General features: G+C 58.7%; 23 protein-coding genes. 13 read left to right on the top strand and 10 right to left on the bottom strand.

Annotated elements, in window-relative coordinates:
• Nucleotides 1-12 precede the first annotated feature (12 nt).
• The 3 genes from prfB to ung all read left to right on the top strand — a co-directional run bounded on the left by prfB (nucleotide 13) and on the right by ung (nucleotide 3,432).
• Nucleotides 13-1,108 (top strand): peptide chain release factor 2 gene (gene prfB, locus ARC85_RS08590; RefSeq protein WP_113879872.1). Its coding sequence is split into 2 segments (ribosomal slippage): nucleotides 13-84 and nucleotides 86-1,108, totalling 1,095 coding nucleotides; the frame shifts between segments, so codons are not numbered across the junction.
• 52 nt (nucleotides 1,109-1,160) lie between these two features.
• Nucleotides 1,161-2,696, top strand: coding sequence for a lysine--tRNA ligase (lysS, locus tag ARC85_RS08585; RefSeq protein WP_286714715.1), 1,536 nt, complete (start codon nucleotides 1,161-1,163; stop codon nucleotides 2,694-2,696).
• Between the two features lie 4 nt (nucleotides 2,697-2,700).
• Nucleotides 2,701-3,432, top strand: a complete 732-nt coding sequence (ung, locus tag ARC85_RS08580) for a uracil-DNA glycosylase (RefSeq protein ID WP_023008842.1) — start codon at nucleotides 2,701-2,703, stop codon at nucleotides 3,430-3,432.
• Between the two features lie 42 nt (nucleotides 3,433-3,474).
• On the opposite strand, the gene ARC85_RS08575 is transcribed toward ung, so the two are convergent.
• The 5 genes from ARC85_RS08575 to nadB all read right to left on the bottom strand — a co-directional run bounded on the left by ARC85_RS08575 (nucleotide 3,475) and on the right by nadB (nucleotide 7,779).
• Nucleotides 3,475-4,308: an HDOD domain-containing protein gene (locus tag ARC85_RS08575; RefSeq protein ID WP_014420748.1), complete on the bottom strand. Its 834-nt coding sequence runs from the start codon at nucleotides 4,306-4,308 to the stop codon at nucleotides 3,475-3,477.
• A gap of 100 nt (nucleotides 4,309-4,408) precedes the next feature.
• Nucleotides 4,409-5,389, bottom strand: a complete 981-nt coding sequence (gene ygfZ, locus ARC85_RS08570) for a CAF17-like 4Fe-4S cluster assembly/insertion protein YgfZ (protein ID WP_286714714.1) — start codon at nucleotides 5,387-5,389, stop codon at nucleotides 4,409-4,411.
• 26 nt (nucleotides 5,390-5,415) lie between these two features.
• Complete coding sequence (locus ARC85_RS08565) at nucleotides 5,416-5,877, bottom strand: hypothetical protein (RefSeq protein ID WP_286714713.1); 462 nt, start codon at nucleotides 5,875-5,877, stop codon at nucleotides 5,416-5,418.
• Nucleotides 5,861-6,133 (bottom strand): FAD assembly factor SdhE, encoded by a 273-nt coding sequence (locus tag ARC85_RS08560; protein WP_011785730.1) that lies wholly within the window; start codon nucleotides 6,131-6,133, stop codon nucleotides 5,861-5,863. Before ARC85_RS08560 ends, ARC85_RS08565 begins: the two co-directional genes overlap by 17 nt.
• 38 nt (nucleotides 6,134-6,171) lie before the next feature.
• Nucleotides 6,172-7,779 carry an L-aspartate oxidase gene (gene nadB, locus ARC85_RS08555; RefSeq protein WP_181800070.1) on the bottom strand — a complete coding sequence of 536 codons (1,608 nt, stop codon included), beginning with the start codon at nucleotides 7,777-7,779 and terminating at the stop codon, nucleotides 6,172-6,174.
• Nucleotides 7,780-7,987: 208 nt separating this feature from the next.
• On the opposite strand from nadB, the gene rpoE reads away from it, so the two are divergent.
• From rpoE to ARC85_RS08505, 10 genes are all read left to right on the top strand, one after another.
• On the top strand, nucleotides 7,988-8,605 hold the full coding sequence (gene rpoE / locus ARC85_RS08550; RefSeq protein ID WP_011785728.1) for an RNA polymerase sigma factor RpoE: 618 nt from the start codon (nucleotides 7,988-7,990) through the stop codon (nucleotides 8,603-8,605).
• 15 nt (nucleotides 8,606-8,620) lie between these two features.
• Nucleotides 8,621-9,187 carry a sigma-E factor negative regulatory protein gene (locus ARC85_RS08545; RefSeq protein WP_286714712.1) on the top strand — a complete coding sequence of 189 codons (567 nt, stop codon included), beginning with the start codon at nucleotides 8,621-8,623 and terminating at the stop codon, nucleotides 9,185-9,187.
• 17 nt (nucleotides 9,188-9,204) lie between these two features.
• Complete coding sequence (locus tag ARC85_RS08540) at nucleotides 9,205-10,248, top strand: MucB/RseB C-terminal domain-containing protein (RefSeq protein WP_286714711.1); 1,044 nt, start codon at nucleotides 9,205-9,207, stop codon at nucleotides 10,246-10,248.
• Nucleotides 10,245-10,694 (top strand): SoxR reducing system RseC family protein, encoded by a 450-nt coding sequence (locus ARC85_RS08535; protein ID WP_286714709.1) that lies wholly within the window; start codon nucleotides 10,245-10,247, stop codon nucleotides 10,692-10,694. Before ARC85_RS08540 ends, ARC85_RS08535 begins: the two co-directional genes overlap by 4 nt.
• A 112-nt stretch (nucleotides 10,695-10,806) precedes the next feature.
• Nucleotides 10,807-12,255, top strand: coding sequence for a DegQ family serine endoprotease (locus tag ARC85_RS08530; RefSeq protein ID WP_502688012.1), 1,449 nt, complete (start codon nucleotides 10,807-10,809; stop codon nucleotides 12,253-12,255).
• Between the two features lie 446 nt (nucleotides 12,256-12,701).
• Complete coding sequence (locus ARC85_RS08525) at nucleotides 12,702-13,322, top strand: glutathione S-transferase family protein (RefSeq protein WP_041654905.1); 621 nt, start codon at nucleotides 12,702-12,704, stop codon at nucleotides 13,320-13,322.
• Nucleotides 13,323-13,385: 63 nt separating this feature from the next.
• Nucleotides 13,386-14,054, top strand: coding sequence for a cupin domain-containing protein (locus tag ARC85_RS08520; protein ID WP_008170339.1), 669 nt, complete (start codon nucleotides 13,386-13,388; stop codon nucleotides 14,052-14,054).
• 43 nt (nucleotides 14,055-14,097) lie between these two features.
• A complete protein-coding gene (locus ARC85_RS08515) occupies nucleotides 14,098-14,664 on the top strand; it encodes a TetR/AcrR family transcriptional regulator (protein ID WP_014422282.1) in 567 nt (188 codons plus the stop codon).
• A gap of 78 nt (nucleotides 14,665-14,742) precedes the next feature.
• Complete coding sequence (locus ARC85_RS08510) at nucleotides 14,743-15,549, top strand: dienelactone hydrolase family protein (RefSeq protein WP_008170335.1); 807 nt, start codon at nucleotides 14,743-14,745, stop codon at nucleotides 15,547-15,549.
• Nucleotides 15,550-15,633: 84 nt separating this feature from the next.
• Nucleotides 15,634-16,719: an aldo/keto reductase gene (locus ARC85_RS08505; protein WP_041654908.1), complete on the top strand. Its 1,086-nt coding sequence runs from the start codon at nucleotides 15,634-15,636 to the stop codon at nucleotides 16,717-16,719.
• Nucleotides 16,720-17,000: 281 nt separating this feature from the next.
• Here ARC85_RS08505 and ARC85_RS08500 read toward each other — a convergent pair whose 3' ends face one another.
• Genes ARC85_RS08500 through ARC85_RS08480 form a run of 5 tightly spaced genes read right to left on the bottom strand, consistent with a single transcriptional unit; the run spans nucleotide 17,001 to nucleotide 22,991 of the window.
• Nucleotides 17,001-20,039 carry an efflux RND transporter permease subunit gene (locus ARC85_RS08500; RefSeq protein ID WP_286714707.1) on the bottom strand — a complete coding sequence of 1,013 codons (3,039 nt, stop codon included), beginning with the start codon at nucleotides 20,037-20,039 and terminating at the stop codon, nucleotides 17,001-17,003.
• Complete coding sequence (locus ARC85_RS08495; RefSeq protein WP_041654911.1) at nucleotides 20,036-21,088, bottom strand: efflux RND transporter periplasmic adaptor subunit; 1,053 nt, start codon at nucleotides 21,086-21,088, stop codon at nucleotides 20,036-20,038. The genes ARC85_RS08500 and ARC85_RS08495 overlap by 4 nt, the downstream gene beginning before the upstream one ends.
• Before the next feature lie 37 nt (nucleotides 21,089-21,125).
• Nucleotides 21,126-22,028, bottom strand: coding sequence for an alpha/beta fold hydrolase (locus tag ARC85_RS08490; RefSeq protein ID WP_014422286.1), 903 nt, complete (start codon nucleotides 22,026-22,028; stop codon nucleotides 21,126-21,128).
• On the bottom strand, nucleotides 22,018-22,509 hold the full coding sequence (locus tag ARC85_RS08485) for a PaaI family thioesterase (RefSeq protein WP_014422287.1): 492 nt from the start codon (nucleotides 22,507-22,509) through the stop codon (nucleotides 22,018-22,020). Before ARC85_RS08485 ends, ARC85_RS08490 begins: the two co-directional genes overlap by 11 nt.
• Nucleotides 22,506-22,991 carry a PaaI family thioesterase gene (locus tag ARC85_RS08480; protein ID WP_014422288.1) on the bottom strand — a complete coding sequence of 162 codons (486 nt, stop codon included), beginning with the start codon at nucleotides 22,989-22,991 and terminating at the stop codon, nucleotides 22,506-22,508. The genes ARC85_RS08485 and ARC85_RS08480 overlap by 4 nt, the downstream gene beginning before the upstream one ends.
• Between the last annotated feature and the right edge of the window lie 225 nt (nucleotides 22,992-23,216).

The raw sequence follows: 23,216 nt of genomic DNA, 5'->3' as shown, positions 1-23,216 counted from the left end.
AGACAAGGTTTCATGGAAATTAATCCCATAGTGACGAAGATCAAAGAGCTTCGCGAGCGCACCGAAGCGCTGAGGGGGTATCTTTGACTACGATCAGCGAAGTGAACGCCTGACCGAAGTCGAACGCGAACTCGAACAACCCACCGTCTGGGACGATCCCGAGCGGGCCCAGGCATTGGGCAAAGAGCGCTCAGACCTTGAACTGATCGTTAAAACCATCGACAACCTCACCAACGGCCTGGCCGATGCAGAAAGCCTGCTCGACATGGCGGTGGAAGAGGACGACGAAGGCACCGTCCAGGAAATCGAAGCCGATCTCGAAAACCTTGATAAAGAACTCGAGAAGCTCGAATTCCGCCGCATGTTCTCCGGCGAAATGGATGCCAACAACGCCTACCTGGATATCCAGGCCGGCTCCGGCGGCACTGAAGCCCAGGACTGGGGCAACATGCTGCTGCGCATGTACCTGCGCTGGGCCGAGCGTCGTGGCTTCAAGGCCGAAATCGTTGAACTGCAGGAAGGTGAAGTGGCCGGCATCAAGAGTGCCACCATCCACATCCAGGGCGACTACGCCTACGGCTGGCTACGCACAGAAACCGGCGTACACCGCCTGGTGCGGAAATCCCCGTTTGATTCCGGCAACCGTCGCCATACCTCCTTCTCTTCCGTGTTTGTATCACCGGAAGTGGACGACAGCTTCGAAATCGAGATCAACCCGGCGGATCTGCGGGTCGATGTGTATCGCGCTTCCGGCGCCGGTGGTCAGCACGTAAACCGGACCGAATCCGCAGTGCGACTGACCCACAACCCCACGGGCATCGTGGTGGCCTGTCAGGCCGGCCGAAGCCAGCACCAGAACAAAGACCAGGCCATGAAGCAGCTCAAGGCCAAGCTTTTTGAACTGGAAATGCAGAAGCGTAACGAAGAGAAACAGAAAGCCGAAGACTCGAAGTCTGACATCGGCTGGGGTAGCCAGATCCGTTCCTACGTGCTGGACGACAGCCGTATCAAAGACCTGCGCACCAAGGTGGAAACCAGCAACACCCAGTCGGTGTTGGATGGTGACATCGACAAGTTTATTGAAGCCAGTCTGAAGATGGCGCTGTAGACGGCGCCATCCAAACCAAACCGGACCATTCCGACTTCTTTAGTGAGCCAAGATGACTGAACAGACCCAGAACGCCGCACAGCATGAGGATAACAAGCTGATTGCCGAGCGCCGCGCCAAACTGGCTGCGCTGCGCGAGCAGGGCAATCCGTTCCCGAATGACTTCCGTCGCGATGCCACCGCCGCCGAACTGCAGGCGAAGTACGGTGATAAATCCAAGGAAGAGCTGGAAGGTTTGGGCATCAAGGTGGCCATTGCTGGCCGCATGATGCTCGACCGCAAGGCGTTCAAAGTGGTTCAGGATATGACCGGCCGCATCCAGATCTATGCCTCCAAGGACGTCCAGAAAGACACCAAGCACTGGGATATGGGCGACATCGTGGGCGTGCGTGGCACTCTGTCGAAATCCGGCAAGGGCGACCTGTATGTGACCATGGACGAATACGTACTGCTGACCAAGTCACTGCGCCCGCTGCCGGAGAAGCACAAGGGGCTGACCGACACCGAAGCCCGCTATCGGCACCGGTACGTGGACCTGATGGTGAACGAGGACAGCCGCCGTGTGTTCCATGCCCGGTCGAAGATCATCAACGCCATGCGCCAGTACTTCACCGAGCGTGATTTCATGGAGGTGGAAACCCCCATGCTGCAGGTGATTCCGGGTGGCGCCACTGCTCGTCCGTTCGTGACCCATCACAACGCCCTGGGCATCGACATGTATCTGCGCATTGCTCCGGAGCTGTTCCTCAAGCGCCTGGTGGTCGGCGGCTTTGAGCGGGTGTTCGAAATCAACCGCAACTTCCGCAACGAAGGGCTGTCCACCCGGCACAACCCCGAGTTCACCATGGTCGAGTTCTACCAGGCCTACGCCGATTACAACGACCTGATGGACCTGACCGAAGACATGCTGCGTACCATCACCCAGAAGGTGCTGGGTACCACCACTGTAATCAACACACGGGTACTGAAAGACGGTAGCGAAGAGACCATCGAATACGATTTCGGCAAGCCGTTCGAGCGCCTCACTGTGGTCGACGCCATCCTGCGTTACAACCCGGACATCACCCGTGAGCAACTGGCTGACGACGCACAGGCCCGAGAAGTGGCCAAGAACCTGGGTATCCACGTGAAAGACATCTGGGGCCTGGGCAAGGTGCAGATCGAAATCTTCGAAGCCACCGCCGAGCATCGTCTCACCCAGCCGACGTTCATCACCGAGTACCCGAAAGAAGTGTCGCCCCTGGCCCGCTGCAAAGACAGCGATCCGTTTGTGACCGAGCGCTTCGAGTTCTTCGTGGGCGGTCGCGAGATTGCCAATGGCTTCTCTGAGCTTAACGATGCCGAAGACCAGGCCGAACGCTTCCAGGCCCAGGTGGCTGAGAAAGACGCCGGCGACGACGAAGCCATGTTCTACGATGACGACTATGTCATGGCCCTCGAATACGGTTTGCCGCCTACCGCCGGTGAAGGTATCGGCATCGACCGCCTGGCCATGCTGCTGACCAACTCGCCATCCATCCGCGACGTCATCCTGTTCCCGGCCATGCGCCCGGAGCACAAGGCGGAACAGAAACCGGAAAGCGAGTAAGCCTATGCACCCTGCCGAGGCACTGGCTCAACAACTGAAGCCCGGCCGAGGCTGGGATCAGTGGCTGGCGGACGAGTTCCGCCAGCCCTACATGCGGCAACTGGCCGAATTCCTCGCCGCCGAGGAACAGGCCGGCAAGGTTCTGTATCCCCCCAGCTCCCACTGCTTCAATGCCCTCAACAGCACACCGCTGGCCAACGTAAACGTAGTGATCCTTGGCCAGGACCCCTACCACGGCCCCGGCCAGGCCCATGGTTTGTGCTTCTCCGTGCGCCCTCAGGTTCCGCCACCACCATCCCTGGTCAACATCTTCAAGGAAATTGAAACTGACCTGGGCATCGCGCCACCGGATCACGGCTGCCTGCAGCCCTGGGCAGAGCAGGGCGTGCTGCTACTCAACAGCGTCCTCACGGTCGAGCAGAGCAATGCCGGAGCCCATCAAGGCAAGGGTTGGGAGAGGTTTACCGACAAGGTGATCGAAGTTATCAACCGGGAGCGCGACAACGTGGTCTTCCTGTTGTGGGGCAGCTACGCCAAGAAAAAGGGCCAGCACATTGACCGGAACCGCCACCTGGTTCTGGATGGCCCACACCCGTCACCGCTCAGTGCCTACCGTGGATTCTTTGGTTGCCGGCATTTCTCGAAGGCTAACGAATGGCTGAGGGAGCAGGGCAGGCCCTCCGTTGATTGGGCATTGCCAAGCAAAGCTGCGTTGATTGCCAAATATAAACAGTGACGCACTGAAGGCGGTCGGCAGACTCCCGAAGAAAGCCGGAACCTATTGAAGCAGCGCCATAGCCGCTTCCATCTGCGCATTCAGATCCTCTTCCTCGCTCATATCGACATTCGGATCCAGTCCCAGCCGATCGAACGCAGAAATCTTCGTCCAGTCCATCTCGTTCCAGGGGTGATCGCTCCCGGCAACCAGCTGCAGGTTGGCCACCATCACCAGATCGGCATAATCTGCTGCCGGCACCTCACGCTGGAAGTTGGCGTATTCCAGAGGCACATTCTGCAGTTCCTTCGGAAAATCCCATTTTTTCAGAATCATAGAGCCAATACGCGGGTGCAGCTCATCAATCACATTGTCCAGCATGATGCTGCTGATCTGGATATCCTGATCCTCCACATAACGCAGAATCGGCAGAATACCGATCAGGTGCACCAGGCCAGCCAGCGTTGCCTGATCCGCCTTCAGGCGGGTGTAATGCTGCGCCAGAACATGACACACGCCCGCCACTTCGGTGCTGGTCTGCCAGGTGGCGCGCAGGCGCTTGTCGATCATGTCGGACGTGGCCTGGAACATCTGTTCCATGGCCAGGCCCATGGCCAGATTACTGGTGTAAGCCATACCCAGGCGGCTGACCGCCATGTTCAGGTTCTCGATGGCGCGGCTGCCGCGAAACAGCGGGCTATTGCACACCCGGATGATACGGGCCGACAGCGCCGTATCGTTGCTGATGACCTTAACCAGATCGGCAATGGCGGAGTCCTCGGACTCGGCAATCTCCCGCACCTGAAGCGCTACCTCAGGCAGGGTTGGAAGTACCAGCTTGTCGTTTTCAATGGCAGCCGTCAGGTCAGACTTGATGGTTTCAACAATATTGGCCATGGTCAGTTAGGTTCCACTTGTCTGGAGGCATCCCGCGTACGGGGATAAAACCGGTATGTGTTTTAATTTATAGCAAATTTTTCCGGTATTTCCTGTCAACTTATGTATCAGCCTGTTCGGCTTGCTCTCGTTCCGGAACCGGATAGGGTATCGGCCGCATCTCAAGTTGCAGGCCCTCATGACCGTCTACGCCCAGGTGCTTGCTGGCCGCATCATGTCGGATCACCGCCAGCATTTCTCCCTGCTGCTCACCAGTCAGTACCGAATTAACCACCTCGCCCACGGCACTGCCATCGGCGATCAGTCGGGTACCGGGTTGTGGCGCGGCTTCTGTACCGGTGAAAGCGACCCGGAACAGGCTTTTCTTTAATTGGCCGAGGAAATGCATCCGCGCGATCACTTCCTGCCCGGTGTAACAGCCTTTCTTGAAGTGAATGCCTTGCAGGTGCTGAAGGTTGAGCATCTGGGGAACATAGGCTTCCCGGGTTGCTGCGGTCAGCCAGGGTACGCCGGCGCGGACCTCCGAGGCCAGCCAGGTCTGCAGAGAAAGCTCAGAGGAGGGCAGCAAGTCAGGCTGGGCATCGGTTTGCCAGAGTTCAAACCGAGCGCAGTGGTCGCTGTCATCTTCCACACGAATCAGGTACCCGTTGTCGGTACTTAACACCTGTCCGGGACGGGTCAGTTCGTCCGTGGCCGCGCCGGCAACCTGGCGGGCGGTCTCGATTCCCAGCAAACCGGTGATCCGGCCCGAGTCAAGAACGCCAAGCGACGTGCCGCGGAACAGCATCAGGTACTTGTTCAGGTGCTTAACGGTGTCCTCGGCGGTCTCCCGCTCAAGGCTGAGCAGCAAGTCTTCGCCATCCCGGACCAGCCGGGTAATGCAGTAGGCCCTGCCCTTCGGGGTGCAGGCGGCTGCCCTCAGGGACTGGCCGGAGGTGACCTCGTCAACATTCTGGCTGAACTGGCCCTGGACAAACTTGTTGGTACCCGGCCCGCTGATTCTGGCCAGAACCCGGTCGGTCAGATGAGCCCAACCCTCGTAAGTGGGATTGGCTGGCGTTTCGGTATTGGCGTTAGTCATCGAAAACTCCGGATGGAATCGGGGGTTCACCGTGAAATAGCTGCTGGCCCTGCAAGGAGCCACATGCGCAGCCGACGGAATGCCTGTTCGGAAACATTGCCACGACTTAGCCGGGATGGGCTGAGCAGGATCGCGGTCATGGTGTCTGATCTGGTGACAACGGACTCTACTTTCAAGACCAGAAAGGATGCACCGAGCGAGCTGCAGCCGCAAACTCTGGCGGTAACTTCCTGGCCATTGGCCAGCTGGCATCGAAGATGCCGGTCGTCAGTTGTCAGGCTGATAATGGCATTGGCTCCACGGAGCCGGCCACAACGACGGAATTCCTGCCAGCCCAGAAGCAGGGAAACCGGTAACAACACCAGTGCCAGCGGGGTGATGGACAGGCTGATTGCCAGTAGTACAGCAGACAGCGCCAGCCAGGGCAGGCTGGCGCAAATACCCGCGGCCCTGGAGGGCGACAGGTTCAGTTCAATCGGGTTGGACACGGTTCAGGATCATGTCAACGATGTGACGAAGATCCGGGTCCTCCGGCTTGCTGCGCTGCATGAACCACTCGAACATGTCCGTATCCTCGCAACTTAACAGCTTGCGGTAACGGGCCTGGTCTTCCGCTGAAAGATCCCGGTATACCTCTTCAAGGAACGGGAGCAGCAGGACGTCCAGTTCCAGCATGCCGCGGCGGCTGTGCCACCACAGGCGATGAAATTCAGTGTGATCCTGAGAAGTATTGGTTTCGGACATAACGGATTCTGCCTTTGGAAACGGAGTAAGGCCCGGTCTCAGGGAGACGGGGTGCGGTAAGTCGTCGGCACCAGCACGGTATCCTGGGCGTCATTCAACAGGCCCGGATAATCCAGTGTGTAATGCAGGCCTCGGCTTTCCTTGCGTTGCAGTGCCGAGCAGATGATGAGGTCGGAGACTGTGACCAGGTTGCGCAGCTCGATCAGGTCATTGGAGACCCGGTAGTTACTGTAAAACTCGCCGATTTCACGGGACAGCAAATCAACCCGGTGTTTCGCCCGCTGCAGGCGTTTGGTGGTTCGGACGATGCCGACATAGTCCCACATAAAGTGCCGAAGTTCGTCCCAGTTATGGGAGATGATGACGTCTTCGTCGGAGTCCCGCACCTGGCTTTCGTCCCAGTCCGGGGCTGACGGTGGTGGTGGAATGTCAGCCTCCCTGCGGGTGATGTCCTGAGCCGCGGCCCGGCCATAGACCAGACATTCCAGCAACGAGTTGCTGGCCATGCGGTTGGCGCCGTGCAGGCCGGTGAAGGCGGCTTCGCCAACGACATAGAGTTGGTTGATGTCGGTACGCGCCCGTTCATCACTGACAATTCCGCCGCAGGTATAATGGGCAGCAGGCACCACGGGGATGGGTTCGCGGGTAATGTCGATCCCGAAGCTCAGACACTTTTCGTAAATGGTCGGGAAGTGCTGTTTGATGAAGTCGGCCGGCTTATGGCTGATATCCAGGAACAGGTGGTCTGCACCCAGGCGCTTCATCTCATGGTCAATCGCCCGGGCAACAATGTCCCGGGGCGCGAGTTCCGCCCGTTCATCAAACCGGTCCATAAATCGACTGCCATCCGGCAGCCGGAGCACGCCACCTTCGCCCCGAACCGCCTCGGTAATCAGGAAGGACTTGGCGTGCGGGTGGTACAGGCAGGTGGGGTGGAACTGATTGAACTCCATGTTGGCAACACGGCAACCGGCTCGCCAGGCCATGGCAATTCCATCTCCGGAAGCGCCGTCCGGATTGGTCGTGTAGCGATACGCCTTGGAGGCGCCGCCGGTGGCGATGACGGTGAACCTGGCTCGAAACAGTTCCACATGATTGTCTTCGAGATTCAGGATGTAGGCGCCGACGCAGCGGTTGCCGGGAAGCGCAAGCTTGCGGTTGGTAATCAGGTCCACAGCCACCCGGCCGGCTTTCAGGTGAATATTCGGCCTGGCCTGGGCCTGGCTCGCCAGGGTGGTGGAAACCGCGTGGCCGGTGGCATCGGCGGCGTGGATAATCCGGCGATGGCTATGGCCGCCTTCGCGGGTGAGGTGGTAGTCCTCGCCATCGTCCTGCCTGGTGAACTTCACGCCGGAGTCGATCAGCCATTTGATGCTTTCCTTGCTGTGTTCCACGGTAAAGCGGACCGCATCCTCGTGGCACAGACCGCCGCCCGCGTTGAGGGTGTCCTGTATGTGATTCTCCACGGAATCGGTATCGTCCAGAACCGCAGCGATGCCTCCCTGGGCCCAGAGGGTGGCGCCAGAGCTGATATCGGCTTTGCTGATGACGCAAACCCGCAAGTGCTCCGGAAGATTCAGCGCAACGGTAAGGCCGGCAGCGCCGCTGCCGATGATCAGAACATCGTATTCGTAGGACTGTGGCATTGAGTCGTGGTCGCGGGCCATAATGTGGACGTGTATTGAACTAAACTTTACGCTTGCTGTCTATTTGGGCTAACGGATAACCCTGTCAGCCGGGTGCGGTCTGCATCAAGGGTTAGTGAACGAACGCTGGAACAGCCCAATGACACAAGCCACTCGTATCGAGGCCAGACCACTGGCTCCCAAAACAGGACTTTCTGTTGCTTCGTCCATGACGCCTGAAAATGACTGGAAACCCGGTGAGCAGTCCGACAGCCAGACGGATCTGCAGTTGGTTCGCAAGGTCCGGAACGGAGATCGTGCGGCCTTCGATCTGCTGGTGGTGAAATACCAGTCCAGGGTCGCGTCTATTATCAGCCGCTATGTCTACGACAGCCAGGAAGTCATGGATCTGACTCAGGAAACCTTTGTCAAAGCCTTCCGCGCGATTGATCGCTTTCGCGGCGACAGCGCGTTTTACACCTGGTTGTACCGGATTGCCGTAAACACCGCCAAGAATTTCCTTGAGGCCCGCGGCAGGCGGCCCCAGGGATCGGCGGATGTCACCGATGCGGAAAACTTTGATGATGGCGGCCGACTGCGTGACCCGGCCTCGCCGGAGCGGTTGCTGCAGAGGGAGCAGTTGCAGAAAGCTCTTGCGGAAGCCATTGCCAGCCTGCCGGAGGAACTGCGGTCGGCGTTCCTGCTCAGGGAATACGATGGCCTGAGTTATGAAGATATTGCCCGGATACTGGAGTGCCCCATAGGTACCGTGCGCTCAAGAATTTTCCGGGCGCGGGACTCGGTGGATCGCCACCTTGGCCCGCTCCTTGATCAGTCAGTAACGTGAATGAGGTTGCATCCTATGGATGAGCGTCTCAGAGAAACACTGTCTTCGATGATGGATGACGAGGCCGATGAGCTATCGGTTCGTCGGTTGTTGTCACATGGCAACCAGGAGGACGTGCGCGGCCAGTGGCAGCGATGGCAGCAGATACGTGATCTGATGCACGAGCAGCACGGTCCTGCCGATGGTATTGATGTTGCCGGCGCGGTGAGGGAAGCGCTCGATGGCCATGCTCGCTCAGAACAGGCCCGGTCGCCGGTGGAGGTGCCCAGGGTGTCGGTCTGGCGCTGGCCGGTGGCCGCCATGGTGTTCATTGCGCTGATTGTGGGCTTCGGTGCCGGAGCCGGCTGGGATACCCGCACCGGAGTATCTGTTCAGGCACTGGCCGGCGGCAGTGCCGAGCCTTCAGCCTCTGCGGTAACGCTGTCGGCGGCGGTTGAGGAAGTGGCACTGCAGCGGTTGGACGAAGACCAGTTGCGCCAGATGCGTCAGTACCTGCTTGAGCATGCCCAGCACAACAGCGTGGGTGCAGGTCGTGGCTCGGTGGGTTACGCCCGCCTGGTCAGCGCCAGTGGTAACTATTGAGCCGGGAGCATGGATTTATGAATAACCGGGTATCCAGCAGGTCGGTATTCGGAGCGGTTGCCGCTCTTGTGGCTCTGCTGTGCCTGTTGATCAATCCGGTGAGGGCCGAGTTGGCCAGCGAGACAACGAAAAGCGGTGAAGCTCCGGCGGCCATGGCCTGGCTGGAGCGGCTTGGCCCTGCACTCAACATGACTTCGTACCGCGGGGTCTTTGTTTATGCCCGGGGCGATCAGGTACATTCCATGCGCATTGCCCACCGTTACCGGAACGGGCGTGTTGAGGAACGCCTGGTGATGCAGGACGGCGGCAGTGGTGAAATCGTCCGTAAAGGCATGAACGTGGTCTGTGTATTGCCTGACAGGGGCAGGGTCCGGCTGGACGAGGTGATACCTTCGGGCCCGTTCGCAGAAGCGTTTACCAGTCAATTGATGCCGTTTGGCCGCTGGTATCTGCCTGAACTGGCGGGTGAAGACCGGGTCGCCGGCTACGATGTGGTGATCGTGGCGCTCGGGGCCCGGGATGATGATCGCTACAGCCACCGCCTCTGGCTGGAAAAAGAGACGGGGCTACTGGTCAAGAGCCAGGTGCGGGATGTAAACGGTGAGGTACTGGAGCATTTTCAGTTCACCGATCTTGAGATCACTGACGATATTTCCGACGAGGAACTCGAGGTTCAGACCCGTGGTCGTGAGATTAGCCGTACCCTGGACGATGGCCGAAAACAGGAGTCATCGGTTGGCCGAATGAATGGCTGGACTCTGTCCTGGCAGCCGGAGGGCTTTGTGCCGGCGGCTGCACCACGTTCGGGCAGTGGCAAGGCCGTGGCGTTCTCCGATGGCCTGGCTGCGTTTTCCGTATTTGTCGAGCCTGTCGGGCGGCTGAAAATGCCGACAGGCGCTTCCCGTATCGGGGCAACCACCATCTACATGCGCGAAGTCATGGTCTCTGATCGCCCCTTCCTGATAGCGGTGGTTGGTGAAATTCCGCCGGGCACCGCCCGAAAAGTGGCGGATGCCGTGGAGGTGGATGAAGATTTCGTTGCTGAGCTGTCCGGGTCATGATCACGGAAACCGGTAAAGTCGTGGCCCTGGCGGGTGATCAGGTCTGGGTGCAGACGATAAGAACCAGTGCCTGTCAGAGTTGCTCGGCCCGCTCGGGCTGCGGGCAGCGCGCGCTGGCGGCGGTATCCGGGGGCCGGGCGAATCAGGTACTGGTAGATAATTCCGTGGGCGCCCGGGTGGGCGATGAAGTGGTCATCGGGCTGGATGAACAGTCGCTGCTGAATGCCTCGCTGATTATTTACGGTTTGCCGTTGGTGCTGATGGTGCTTGCCAGTGTGATGGCCCATAACTGGGCCGCGGGGTCAGACCTGGGCGCCATAGCCGGAGCGGTGGCAGGCCTGGGCGTCGGATTCTGGCTGGTGCAGCGTTGGCAGGCCGGGGCCGGTGATCGCTACCAGCCGCGGTTGTTGAGGGTAAAGACAATTCCATCCTCGACATGTCCATGATCCCTACCGTTTTTTAAGTTGAAAATTCACGCCCCAGCCCCAGAATAGCTCTATAAACGCAAGTAAAATCAGGGGGTTCTACATGCCAGAAAAAAATATAGAAGCTGCCCGTATGTCTTCCCTGGCCAGGCCCGGAGCCATACTGGGCGTTCTGCTGATGCTGGCTGCCATGGCGTCGGTATTCTGGAGCCAGGGCGTCGCAGCCAGAGGCCTGCCGGATTTCACTGAGCTGGTGGAAGATAACTCCAGTGCAGTGGTGAATATCAGTACCACGACGGATCCGGGCAGCCAGAGCTCTGGCTTCCATGGGCTCCCTTTTGATGAGCGGCAGCTGGAGCAGTTGCCGCCTTTCCTTCAGGATTTCTTCCGCGGCCCGCAGTCTCCTTTTGGTGGGTCCCCTCGGCCGCAGCAGCCGCGCAGGAGCATGGGCTCCGGCTTTATTGTGTCAGCCGATGGTTATGTACTGACCAACAATCACGTGGTTGAGGGTGCCGATGAAGTGATTGTGCGCCTGAATGACCGCCGCGAGTTTTCCGCCACTATCGTGGGTACCGATCCCCGCTCGGATATGGCGGTTCTCAAAATCGAGAACGGTGAAGACCTGCCGGTGGTCAGCGTTGGACGTTCCCGGGATCTGAAAGTCGGCGAATGGGTTTTCGCGATCGGCTCGCCATTCGGGTTTGACTACACGGTGACGGCGGGCATTGTCAGTGCTCTGGGCCGCTCGCTGCCATCTGAGAACTACGTGCCGTTTATCCAGACTGACGTTGCCATTAACCCCGGTAACTCCGGTGGCCCGCTGTTCAACCTGGAAGGCGAAGTGGTGGGCATCAACTCCCAGATTTACACCCGCTCCGGCGGCTTCATGGGGGTGTCGTTCGCCATTCCGATTGACGATGCCATGAACGTGTTCCGCCAGCTCCGTGACAAAGGCACCGTCGCCCGGGGTTGGTTGGGCGTGCTCATTCAGGAAGTGAACCGGGATCTGGCCGAGAGCTTCGGCCTGCGTCGTCCCCGTGGCGCGTTGATTGCCGAAGTGATGCCGGATTCACCGGCGGAGAAGGGGGGCCTTGAGGCCGGTGACATTGTGCTGGAATACAATGGCGAGGATGTTCAGTTGTCCTCTGACCTGCCGCCCATGGTTGGCCGCACACCGGTAGGTGAATCGGCGCGCCTGACGGTGTTGCGCGGTGGTGATGAAATCACCCTCGACGTGGAAATTGGCAAGTTGCCGGAAGACGGCGATGACGCTGCCCAGCCCTCCACCAGTAGCCGCGACAACAGTGCGGGCGCACCGCTTGGGTTGTCCGTTGAGCCACTGGCTCCCGAGACTGCCCGTTCAGTGGGCGTGGAAGGCGGTGTTGTAGTCGCTGGGGTGGATCGTGGCCCGGCTTTTGAGGCTGGTATTCGTGCCAGGGACATCATTACCGAGATCAACCGCCAGCAGATTCGCTCGGTGGAGGACTTCCGGTCGGTGGTCCGCGACTTGCCGGAAAACCGGGCGGTTTCGGTCCGGATTGTAAGGCAGGGTCGGGCGATCTATCTGGTCATGAAGCCCTGAGTTAATAACGACCTTTCAAGAAGGTTCAGGCCCCCGGCGTGTCAGGACACGTTCGGGGGCTTTTGGTTTTTAGGCCATAGTTTGTCCGCTTTGGACGAACTACCTGAAAGGGCATTCTACGCTTTGTCCCCGCTAAGTGGGCTCGGAATCGCTGACCTGCAGCATCAACGACTACGCCGCTTTTTAAACATAAGCGAACATTCACGGCTGCTCTTTCGCACACGCTTCTTTCAACAAAAACACTTCGATATTTATCAAATCGTCTAACTGAGAAGCTGGCTTTTTGGTTTGGCTATGTACTGCAAGAAGGTCCGGGCTGTTCTTGGCGTTTGGAATGTCTTGTCAACAGCGCAAAGAAAAGCAGAACAATCAAATTGCCTCTTGCACATCTACCTACTAATAGGTAGATTAATTGGCGCATGTTTAATGACCAACAGAGGCAATCAATGAAAATCTACGATATCGAAGGCTTCCCGAACCCGCTCCGCGTTCGCATCGCTCTGGCAGAAAAAGGCGCAACAAACCAGGTGGAATTCGTCCCGGTCGATGTCATGGGCGGCGAGCACCGTTCCGAGGCGTTCAAGACGAAAAACCCGGATGCCACCGTGCCCATGCTGGAACTTGACGACGGCACCTGCATCGCCCAGTGCAATGCCATCACCGAATATATCGACGGCGTCTTTGATGGTCCGTCCCTTATGGGTACAACCCCAGCGGAGCGTGCCCGTATCGCAATGATGAATCTGCGGGCAGAAAACGGTCTGATGAACGCCGTGGGTGCCTATTTCCACCACGCGACCCCGGGGCTTGGTCCGGATCTGGAAACCTGGCAATGCGCTGAGTGGGGTAATAAACAGAAAGAAATTGCCAGCGCAACCATGGCCTACCTTGACAGCGTTCTGGCGGACAACGAGTTTCTCGCAGGCGACAGCTTCTCGGTCGCAGACATCACCGCCTTTGCCGGCCTGGGGTTTGCGGATTTCGCGAAGGTTGACATTCCCGAGTCTCTGACCAATCTCCAGGCCTGGCGCGCAAAAGTCGCAGCCCGTCCTTCAATTGCCGGGTAATCCGAAACCTTCGGATTTAATGCAAGCGCTGAAAACATGAAGGGCACAAAAGGGAGGAATATCATGGAGATTAATGCAGATTTCTCCAAACCGGTGGTTATGCATTCCGACCAGATTGAATGGCAGCCCTCGCCCATGAAAGGGGTGGAGCGGCGCATGCTGGACCGGATCGGGGACGAAGTTGCCCGCGCCACGACCATCGTGCGTTATGCGCCGGGCAGTCATTTCTCGGCGCATACCCATACCGGTGGAGAAGAATTCATCGTACTCGATGGCGTGTTCCAGGACGAGCACGGTGACTTCCCTGCTGGCACCTACGTGCGCAACCCCCCAACCACGTCACATATTCCGGGCTCTGAAACGGGCTGTACGATATTTGTGAAACTGTGGCAGTTCGACCTGGCCGACCGCACCCAGTTCAGCAAGAATATGGAGGCCGAGCTGGGCGCCCCAGTGGGCGGCGTTGCCACCGCAAAGCTGCATGAGGACGATCGTGAGATCGTGACCTACAGCCAGCTCGATGCGGGGGCGACACTGACCTCTGAGGCGCCCGGCGGAATCGAACTGCTGGTGGTCGAAGGTTCGGCTATCAGGGATGGCGAGGTGCTGGCCAGGCATGACTGGCTGCGCCTCCCTGAAGGACACAGGTTGTCCGTGACGGCCGGGGACGACGGCGCCAAGATCTGGATGAAAACGGGGCACCTGCGATTTGCCGGGGCACCGAGGGTATAAGCCCGGCAATAGCGGGATTGAAAAGGCAGACAGGTGAACAACCATGAACCGTGATACCAGAACAGCCCTGATGGATCTTGCCGAGCACACCGTCCGGTCACGGGGCTTTGACGGGTTCAGCTACGCGGATCTGGCCGAGGCCATCGGCATTCGAAAGGCCTCGATCCATTATCATTTCCCCACCAAGGCGAAGCTCTCCGAAGCCTTGATCGAGCGCTATCAGACCAGTCTGCAGCAGGGTCTGACCGAGATAGACGCAGCCCATGCCAGCGCTGGCGCGCGCCTCAAGGCACTCATTGCCCTGTACCGCGGGGCGTTGCATGATGGCCAGACCGTGTGTCTGTGCGTTGCCTTTTCGACCTGCCGCGAAAGCCTGTCCGACACCGTTATTGCCAGAGTCGGCGCCGTTCGCGCAATGGTTCTGCAGTGGATTACGGCAACGTTTGAACTGGGACAAAGGGATGGATCCGTCTCGGCCATCCTGGGTGCCGCCGATGAAGCGCAGGCGACCCTGGCGATGCTGGAAGGGGCCCACCTTGCCGCGCGCACCGAAGAAGACCTCGCCGTGTTTGATGCCGCAACGCGACTGCTGCGCGCCCGCTGCCAGTAACGACGGGACAGGAATCGCGCTTTGATGTACAGAATCGCTACGCAAATTGACTCATAACGAGCGAAAAGGAGCAAACAGATGATGAGCACCCTGAAAACAGCACTGGCAGCAGCCACGCTGTCACTCACTGTTGCAAGTACGCAGGTACTGGCAGAAACGCAAACCAGAACCATCGAGTATCAAGTCGGCGACGAGACCTTCACCGGCTACATGGCCTGGGATGATGAATTCGGGCAAAAGCGTCCGGGGGTTCTGGTGGTCCATGAATGGTGGGGGCACAATGAATTTGCCCGGAATCAGGCAGAACGACTTGCCTCGGCCGGCTATACGGCGTTTGCGCTGGATATGTATGGCTCTGGCAAACAAGCCGACCATCCCGATACCGCCCAGAAGTTCATGCAGGAAGCCACTCGGGACATGAGTCAGGTCAAGGCGCGCTTCATGAAGGCGATGGACATCCTGAAGAACCACGAAAGTGTTGATGCGTCCCGAATTGCGGCACAGGGTTATTGTTTTGGCGGCGCCGTGGTTCTCAACATGGCGCGCATGGGCGTCGATCTGGACGGCGTTGTCAGCTTCCACGGCGCGCTCGGCAGCCCCCTCACGGCTGAACCCGAGTCCGTGAAAGCCAGGATCCAGGTGTACACCGGCGGTGCCGACAAGCTGGTCCCCTCGGATCAGGTCGCGGGCCTGGTCAAGGAGATGCAGGATGCCGAAGTCGACCTGACACTGGTGAGCTTTCCCGGAGTACTGCACTCATTCACCAACCCAGGCGCCGACAAGATCGCCGAGGAGTTCGGCATGCCGGTTGGTTATGATGAAGAGGCTGCCAGCCGTTCCTGGGATGGCACCATGCGTTTCTACAAGGCCATCTTCACCCAGTAACACAAGCGAGTGCAAACAAACCGAAACCGGCAGTATTTACAGTGAATTCTGGAACACCAACCGAAAAGCATGATGAGGTGCAACATGGCAACTGAGAGTTTACCACTGTTCGATGGAGACAATCGTCCAGGCTACAAGTCGCTGGGCAACTCGGGGCTGTTCGTATCCGAACTGTGCCTGGGCACCATGACCTTCGGCGGCGATGAGGACATCTGGGGCCTGATCGGCCAGTTGCAGCAGGAACAGGCCGACGAACTCGTGAAGATCGCCCTGGAGGCGGGGGTCAACTTTATCGATACCGCCAACATCTATGGTTTCGGCGCCAGTGAGCGCATCGTCGGCCAGTCCCTGAAGAATCTCGGCGTTCGCCGCGAAGATGTGGTGCTGGCGACCAAGGTGCTCGGCCCCATGGGCGCAAGCCCCAATGCCCGTGGTGCTTCCCGCGGCCATATAATGAGCGAATGCAAGGCGAGCCTGGCGCGCCTGCAAACGGATTATATTGACCTGTACCAGATCCACGGTTTTGACCCGGCCACGCCGATCGAGGAAACTCTGGAGGCACTGAACACCCTGGTGCAGCAAGGCCATGTGCGTTACGTGGGCCTGTCCAACTGGGCCGCCTGGCAAGTGATGAAAGCCATCGGCATCACCCGGGCCCGCAACCTGTGCCCGATCATATCCATGCAAGCCTACTACACCCTCGTAGGTCGCGATCTGGAGCGGGATATTATTCCGATGCTGAAATCTGAGAACGTTGGTCTGATGGTGTGGAGCCCACTGGCCGGGGGTTACCTGTCCGGTAAATACGAGGGGCCGGACGTTTCCGAAGAAAACCGGCGCGCCAAGTTTGACTTTCCACCCGTCAACCGCGAGCGGGGCAGCGAAGTCATCAAGGTTATGCGGGAGATTGCCGATGGCAAACAGATCGACGGCGAACCGGTCAATGTGGCACAGATTGCCCTGTCATGGCTGCTACACCAGAAGCCTGTGACCAGCATCATCGTTGGCGCCAAGCGGCCCGAGCAGCTCAGGGACAATATCCGCGCGGCCCAAATCCGCTTGTCCGACGATGAACTGGTAGCCCTGGATGAAGTCAGCCGCCTGCCCGAGGAGTACCCGGGCTGGATGATGGCAATGATGGCCGGGTACCGAAACTCTACCGAGTCCTGATTCCAAAACCGACCCAACCCAACCCAACCTTCACATCGTGCTGCGCCCCGACGGCGCAGCCGCTATGCTGGAAAAACCGTTAATGCTGTCAAAACGTAGACGTCCGTGCCTACTGGCCACTTCGACGACTCTCCTGGCTGCTTCAACACCTGACTTTACCGGTTCTGGTGTTGTCGGCAAAACAGGTCGTGTGTAAGGGTTATTTCAGAACTCAATCACCTTCCTGGAAGACTTAAGTGAGTTGTAATTGCTAACAAAATTGGCGCTCATTCAAACCTACCTCAATCTTTTATCTGTAAGCGAAACCAAAGGGCATAAAGCGCCGGGACAAACAATAGCGTGATCAGAGTGCCCACTGCTACGCCACCTATAAGCACATAAGCCAGCGGCCCCCAGAACAGGTCAAAGGTCAGAGGAACAAACGCCAGAACGGCCGCCAGAGCGGTGAGCACCACGGGGCGGGAACGTTGCACTGCCGCCTCGACAACGGCTTCTCTCGCAGCCATCCCCGCTTTGAAGTTGTCCTGCACCTGCTGCGTCAGAATCATGGTGTTTCGCATCAGGATGCCGCCCAGGCCAATCAGCCCCAGCAGCGCGGTAAAGCCAAAGGGTTGATTAAACAGCAGCAGAGCCAGCACAGCCCCAATCAGCCCCAGTGGCGCGGTGGCAAGAACAGTCAATGTGCCGATAAAGGAACGCATCTGAAGCATGATAAAGATCAGCATCAACGCCAACATCACCGGTTGTAATGTCTGGATTGAAGCATTGGCTTTGGCTGATTGTTCCACCGTACCGCCGATTTCAATACGGTAACCCTCCGTCAACTGTTCGCGCAGGCCCGTCATCGCACTCCATATCTCCTTGGTAACATCCGGTGGCTGGGCACCTTCTACATCGGCCTGAACGGCCAGGAAGGGGTCACGGTTGTAACGCTTTATGACGGGGTCCTCGTAACGAACCTGCCACTTGCCCAGTTGCTGTACGGAAAGTTTGCGGTCGTCGCGGGTTTTGATTTCAAGATCTTCCGGCATGATCACTTCGCCACGGGCATTACGCGCCACCAGTTGAACACTCCTTATGCCCTGACGTAGTTCGGTGACGGCCACTCCGCGGAGTTGGAACTGCAGTTGCCGGGCAACTTCCGCCGGGGTCAGGCCCATCCAACCCAGGTTTTGCGGGTCCATATCAAGATAGAGAGTGGGCACGCGCTCATCCCATTCGAGATGCGGCATGACGATATTCGGATGCCCGGTCATGAGAGTGCGGATCTGGTGCGCGATCTCTCTGAGTTGATCGGATTCCGGACCCAGCACACGAAAACTGACCGGCCAGACCACCGGGGGACCGTACAGCAAACGCGTCACCCGCACTCGTGCCTCCGGAAATTCACCCGCCGCGATTCTGGTTTCCAGCGCCGAGATGATGCGATCGCGCCCTTCAACGTCCTGCCCAATGGCAATCAACTTGGCAAATGCCGGGTCCGGCTGCTCGGGGTTGGCCGATACGAAGAATCGGGGCGCACCGGCACCGATGTAAGCAGAAAGGCTTTTCACCTCCGGCATGTCCATCAGAATCGCTTCCAGGCGTCTGACACTTTGATCCGTGGTGGCAATAGCGCTCCCCTGCGGAGCATAGACACTGATCAGAACTTCGGGGCGATCAGAACTGGGAAAAAATTGCTTCTGCACCTGGGTTGCCATACCGAAAGCACTGATCGCCAGCAAACCCACTGTTATCAAAACAACGGTTTTCCGGTACTGTACACACGCTGTGATCACCCCGCGCAACCGCTGATAAAACGCGCTTTGGTATAGGTCCTGGCCCGTATGCCCGGTGTAATCGGGCAAGAGCTTGACGCCCAGATAAGGCGTAAAGGTTACCGCCACCACCCAGGAAATCAACAACGAAAAAGCCAGCACCCAGAAGATGTTGCCGGTGTATTCTCCCACCCCGGACTGGGCAAATCCGATGGGAACAAATCCGGCCACCGTCACCAGCGTTCCAAACAGCATGGGCGCGGCGGTTACGCTCCAGGCATGACTGGCTGCCCGTACCCGGTCCCAGCCGCTCTCCATCTTCACAATCATCATTTCAATGGCGATGATCGCATCGTCCACTAACAGGCCTAGTGCGATAATCAACGCACCCAGGGTGATGCGATCAAGGTTAATGCCTGCCATTTTCATCAATAAGAAAGTCAGGCCGAGAGTCACGGGAATCGCAATACCCACCACCAAACCCGCGCGCAGACCGATCGCCAGTATGCTGACCCCCATCACCACGACCAACGCAACCAGAAACTTGACCTGAAAAAGATCAACCGCCTGAGTGATGGCTTCCGCCTGATCGGTCAGGGTCTGTATTGACATTCCCAGCGGCAGCCTGCCCTGTTCGGCACTGACAAACTCGCACAGCCGCTCACCAAACTCCAGGCCATTTTCACCCGCGCGCATGACGACACCTAACAGGATCGCATCCTCACCGTTGGAGCGGACGATGTAGCTCAAAGGATCTTCATAACCTAAACGCACCTCGGCCAGATCAGACACGGTGATAAGCTGGTCTCCGATACGCAGAGGTACTGAGGTGAGGCGCTCAAGGTCAGACAGGTCGATGTTGCTGCGGACATAAACCCGCGGGCCGGCAAGATCAACAAAGCCAAGAGGCTGAAGACGGTTGTTGGCCTCTATCGCCTGCAACACCTCTTCTGCCGACAAACCGAGGTTGTTGAGCCGGTCCTGATCAAATTCGAGATACACCCGCTCAGGACGCTCCGCCAGGAGCTGTGCTTTTTGCAAGCCGGGCAGCCGTTGCAAGCGATCCCGTATCGATTCTGCCTCTCGGGTCAGTTCACGCATTGGCATCCCGGGTGCCGTCAGCGCCAGCAGGGAGAAATACACATCCGCGAAATCATCGTTGACGATGGGGCCGATCACACCCCGGGGCAGATTGGGCTTCTCATCGAGCATGCGTTTGCGGACTTGATAAAAGAGGTCCGGCACTTTTTCGCTGGGCGTCGAATCCTGGAATCGGATAAGCATGGCGGCCTGCCCGGGCCGAATGGTTGTTTCAATGGTATCGGTATACGCCACCTCCTGAATTTGCTTTTCCAGACGATCCACGACCTGATTCTGCAGCACCTCGGGGGTTGCTCCTGGCCAGGCTACCGAGACCACCATCGCCCGGACGGTGAACGCAGGGTCTTCCGCCCGACCCAGGGACGAGAACGCGTAGAAACCGGTAACAACGGACAGCAAAAGAAAAAAGAGGGTGACCGAACGCTCGCGCACTGCCAGCGCGGAAAGATTCGGTAAGCTCATTGAGCCAGCTCCCGCACCGCCATGCCAGGCGTGAGTAGGTGTGTCCCCAGCGCGACGATGGGCGTTCCCGCCTTGATGTCGACCTTGATCTTCGCATACTCCTCACCCAGATCGATAACATCGACCGCCAGGGGCGTTACCGTGCCGTCGGAAACCAACCAGATCTGCGGCGTTTGCCCTCTCTCATCCAGGGCACCCAGCGGTACGCGATGGCTGGGGGCGGTTTGCTTCTGCGCTAACCGCACACTCACCACCGACCCCAGGGTTAAAGACGAGGGGTAGGGCCCCTCCAGGCTGTATCGGGCACGCCAGCTCCGGCTTGCGCGGTCGGCAGCCCCGGCAATTTCTCTCAGGCTTACAGCTAGCTGTTCGCCATTGGGCAAAGGAACATAACCACGCCTGGCCGGGTTACTGCCCTCTGGTAAAAAAACTTCCACTTCCAGCGATTGATCTTCGGCCAGAACGGCAAGGGTTTGTCCGACACCCACAACCTGACCGGGTTCAACGTTGACCTCAGTGACCACGCCTGCATGGGCGGCTTTCAGTTCCGCATACCCCAGGGCATTCTGAGCCTGCTGATTGCGTGCAGAAGCCGTTTGCACCTGGCTGCGCGCCTCACGCTCTGCCAATTCAAGGCGTTGCAGGGTTTGTTCGCTGACAAACTGACGCCCCACAAGTTGCTGTTGGCGCTGGAGCTCATTGGTGGTAATTGCCAGGGCCGCTTCTGCACGCTTCAGATCCGCGGCGGCTCCCTCCGCCGTTGCTACAAGGTCTCGTGTATCGAGTTTGAACAGTAAGTCGCCTTTTTCCACGCGTTGACCGGCATCAATGTAACGATGTTGAATCCGACCGGCGATCTGAAAGGCCTGAGGAACTTCGTGGCGGCCTCGCAGGGTTCCTGAAAATCTGTGCGCTGTTGGGCCGGCGTCCTTTAGTTCAACTGTTTTTACCCAGGGGATAGGGGCGCGGGCCTCTGGGGGCGGTTCCGAAGACTGCTGACAACCAGACAGAATGAGCAGCGAGATAAACAGTGTCAGCATACAGCGCATGGCAGGTGTCCCGATTGGCAAAATCAAGGTGTGGGTATCAGTTCTCGCGGTGTCTGGACAAAGCAAGTTGCAGGATGGCATCGCGAACGGCTTCCTTCTGTTCCATGGGCAGAAAATGAGTCGTACCCTCAAGAACCCTCACGTCAGCCGAGGGCAACAAGGTCTGCAGACGTTTTTGCGCCGCCGGCGAGAAGGTTGACCCGCGTTCCGCCGCCAGCGCGATAACCGGGCACCGCAACTGACGAATACCGGGCCAGGGGTTGTGTTCGGTATGGGCAAAGGTGGTGCTCTCCCACTCCGGCGCACACGCCAGGCGAACTTGATCGTCCTGCGGCAGAAAAGCGTGTTGGATGTAGGCCTCCAGCCATGCATCGGGCCAGGTCTTGAAGCCACCGCGGCCCCGATAGTTGTCCAGCGCAGCAGCGTGCGAGTCGAATACCCGGCGCCGACGGGCGGCTCCGGCGGCCAGTGACAACCGATGTGACTGGCGTAGCAGCTTGGCCAGCCACAACTTCAGGCCCTGCCCCGGATCCATGATCACCGGTTCCGCCAGAATCAGGCCCAGCACTTTGTCTGGCCGTCGGGCAGCGGCCATGATGCTGGTGGTGGCACCGATAGAATGGCCGGCGAGCCAGACCGGCTCGTCCAGGCTACCCAGCAGAGCGGTCATGTCGCGATAGTAGGTTTCCCAGCCCCGGAATGTCGAAAAGTTCGCCGCACCGGCGCTGGCCCCGTGCCCCCGCATGTCCCAGGCCAGGACATTGACGTCCGTGGCAAGCCCATCAAGGAGGGGGCGGTACAGGCGGCCATGGAAACCCGTTGCATGCGCCCAGTGCACCGTGGGGCGCGCTTTGGATTGCGGCCAGCGCCACAGTGCGATCTCCGCGCCATCCGGCGCCTGGAATTGGTCGCGTTCAGGGTTGTTGTGCTTATTGTTCATGAAGATCTGCTTCTTTGGCCGCCACTGTCGGGAGCAACAACTGAACCTGACCGCTGGCGATCGGTTTGCGCTTATCGCCCTGCCAGCAGGTCACCCGGACCAGGCTGCTCCGCCTGCCTTGTCGAACAATTTCGGCGCTGGCGAACGTCGATCGGGCCTGCGCGGAACGGAGGTAGTTAATGTGGCTGTCGAGAATGCGTGGGCAACGTTTGTCGGTATCCTGGCTTTGCGCAGCGACCCGCGCGGTGAGTTCGATCAGGGCGCCAAGCACGCCGCCATGGAGGGCGGGTAGCATAAAGTTGCCAATGAGCGCTTCACGACACGGCATATGAACCACTAGACCTACATCGTCGCGTTGAACCTCAAGCCCAAGGTGCCGTGCGTAGGGAATGCGCTCCAGCAGAGCCTGCCAGTCGGAACATTCTTTCCCGCTTTCGGTAGGGCCTGAGATGGGTTGTGCCGAATCGCCAGTCGTGCTCATGCGCCCTCCTTTTTTCGTCCACCGGCCTGGAATCGCTGGCCCTGGGTGTTGCGCATGAAGGTGGCGTTTGCCGTCGCTAACAGTGCACTATCGCTCTCGCTGAGGATGTCGCAATGGATGAACGCGACCTCGTCCGTTAAATGACGACAGGTGGCCACCGCCAAGAGGGCACGGTCGCCGATGGCGGGCCGCAGATAATCCATGCGCAGATCCAGCGTGGCAATGGGCATCAACTCCAGGGCCCCCGCGAATACCGCCAAGCCTCCGGCGGAGTCGGCCAGCGAGTAGAGCACGCTGGTGCAGATTTCTTTTGTATCCTCTTCGGCGAACATCCACGGCTGTGGGGTCAGGCGCATGCAGACCTGGTTTCCGTTCACAGAGACAACCTGCATACCCAGATCCCTGCCGTGGGGAACCTGTTCGGTGAACTGCCACGCCGTCGTCACAGCGTCACTGTGCTGAGCTCTGTTCGACTCCGTCATCAGATCTGCCCACCCCGGTTTGCATTTCGCACAGGGGCGGAAGTGGCGGGAAACAGCTGATTGTCATATGTCATTGCCATGTCAGTTTCTTCCGAATAACATTGTTGCTGGATTTTGGTTGGTTAACCAACCAAAAGTCAAGAATCTGTTGAGGCAAATGGCACGCCACCCGTGCAATGGCGTACGATCAGTGTAACAAGTCAGGTGGTGGCCGCTCTGATGAAT

The organism is Marinobacter sp. tcs-11 (assembly GCF_002049515.1).
In the GTDB taxonomy this organism is placed as follows: domain Bacteria; phylum Pseudomonadota; class Gammaproteobacteria; order Pseudomonadales; family Oleiphilaceae; genus Marinobacter; species Marinobacter nauticus.
This window is presented reverse-complemented; position numbering and strand designations above follow the sequence as displayed.

What these genes read in the sequence shown, in the direction of transcription:
- lysS (WP_286714715.1), top strand. Translation starts at nt 1,161, where the DNA reads ATGACTGAACAGACCCAGAACGCCGCACAGCATGAGGATAACAAGCTG.
- ung (WP_023008842.1), top strand. Translation starts at nt 2,701, where the DNA reads ATGCACCCTGCCGAGGCACTGGCTCAACAACTGAAGCCCGGCCGAGGC.
- ARC85_RS08575 (WP_014420748.1), bottom strand. Translation starts at nt 4,308, where the DNA reads ATGGCCAATATTGTTGAAACCATCAAGTCTGACCTGACGGCTGCCATT.
- ygfZ (WP_286714714.1), bottom strand. Translation starts at nt 5,389, where the DNA reads ATGACTAACGCCAATACCGAAACGCCAGCCAATCCCACTTACGAGGGT.
- ARC85_RS08560 (WP_011785730.1), bottom strand. Translation starts at nt 6,133, where the DNA reads ATGTCCGAAACCAATACTTCTCAGGATCACACTGAATTTCATCGCCTG.
- nadB (WP_181800070.1), bottom strand. Translation starts at nt 7,779, where the DNA reads ATGCCACAGTCCTACGAATACGATGTTCTGATCATCGGCAGCGGCGCT.
- rpoE (WP_011785728.1), top strand. Translation starts at nt 7,988, where the DNA reads ATGACGCCTGAAAATGACTGGAAACCCGGTGAGCAGTCCGACAGCCAG.
- ARC85_RS08545 (WP_286714712.1), top strand. Translation starts at nt 8,621, where the DNA reads ATGGATGAGCGTCTCAGAGAAACACTGTCTTCGATGATGGATGACGAG.
- ARC85_RS08540 (WP_286714711.1), top strand. Translation starts at nt 9,205, where the DNA reads ATGAATAACCGGGTATCCAGCAGGTCGGTATTCGGAGCGGTTGCCGCT.
- ARC85_RS08535 (WP_286714709.1), top strand. Translation starts at nt 10,245, where the DNA reads ATGATCACGGAAACCGGTAAAGTCGTGGCCCTGGCGGGTGATCAGGTC.
- ARC85_RS08530 (WP_502688012.1), top strand. Translation starts at nt 10,807, where the DNA reads ATGTCTTCCCTGGCCAGGCCCGGAGCCATACTGGGCGTTCTGCTGATG.
- ARC85_RS08525 (WP_041654905.1), top strand. Translation starts at nt 12,702, where the DNA reads ATGAAAATCTACGATATCGAAGGCTTCCCGAACCCGCTCCGCGTTCGC.
- ARC85_RS08520 (WP_008170339.1), top strand. Translation starts at nt 13,386, where the DNA reads ATGGAGATTAATGCAGATTTCTCCAAACCGGTGGTTATGCATTCCGAC.
- ARC85_RS08515 (WP_014422282.1), top strand. Translation starts at nt 14,098, where the DNA reads ATGAACCGTGATACCAGAACAGCCCTGATGGATCTTGCCGAGCACACC.
- ARC85_RS08510 (WP_008170335.1), top strand. Translation starts at nt 14,743, where the DNA reads ATGATGAGCACCCTGAAAACAGCACTGGCAGCAGCCACGCTGTCACTC.
- ARC85_RS08505 (WP_041654908.1), top strand. Translation starts at nt 15,634, where the DNA reads ATGGCAACTGAGAGTTTACCACTGTTCGATGGAGACAATCGTCCAGGC.
- ARC85_RS08500 (WP_286714707.1), bottom strand. Translation starts at nt 20,039, where the DNA reads ATGAGCTTACCGAATCTTTCCGCGCTGGCAGTGCGCGAGCGTTCGGTC.
- ARC85_RS08495 (WP_041654911.1), bottom strand. Translation starts at nt 21,088, where the DNA reads ATGCGCTGTATGCTGACACTGTTTATCTCGCTGCTCATTCTGTCTGGT.
- ARC85_RS08490 (WP_014422286.1), bottom strand. Translation starts at nt 22,028, where the DNA reads ATGAACAATAAGCACAACAACCCTGAACGCGACCAATTCCAGGCGCCG.
- ARC85_RS08485 (WP_014422287.1), bottom strand. Translation starts at nt 22,509, where the DNA reads ATGAGCACGACTGGCGATTCGGCACAACCCATCTCAGGCCCTACCGAA.
- ARC85_RS08480 (WP_014422288.1), bottom strand. Translation starts at nt 22,991, where the DNA reads ATGACGGAGTCGAACAGAGCTCAGCACAGTGACGCTGTGACGACGGCG.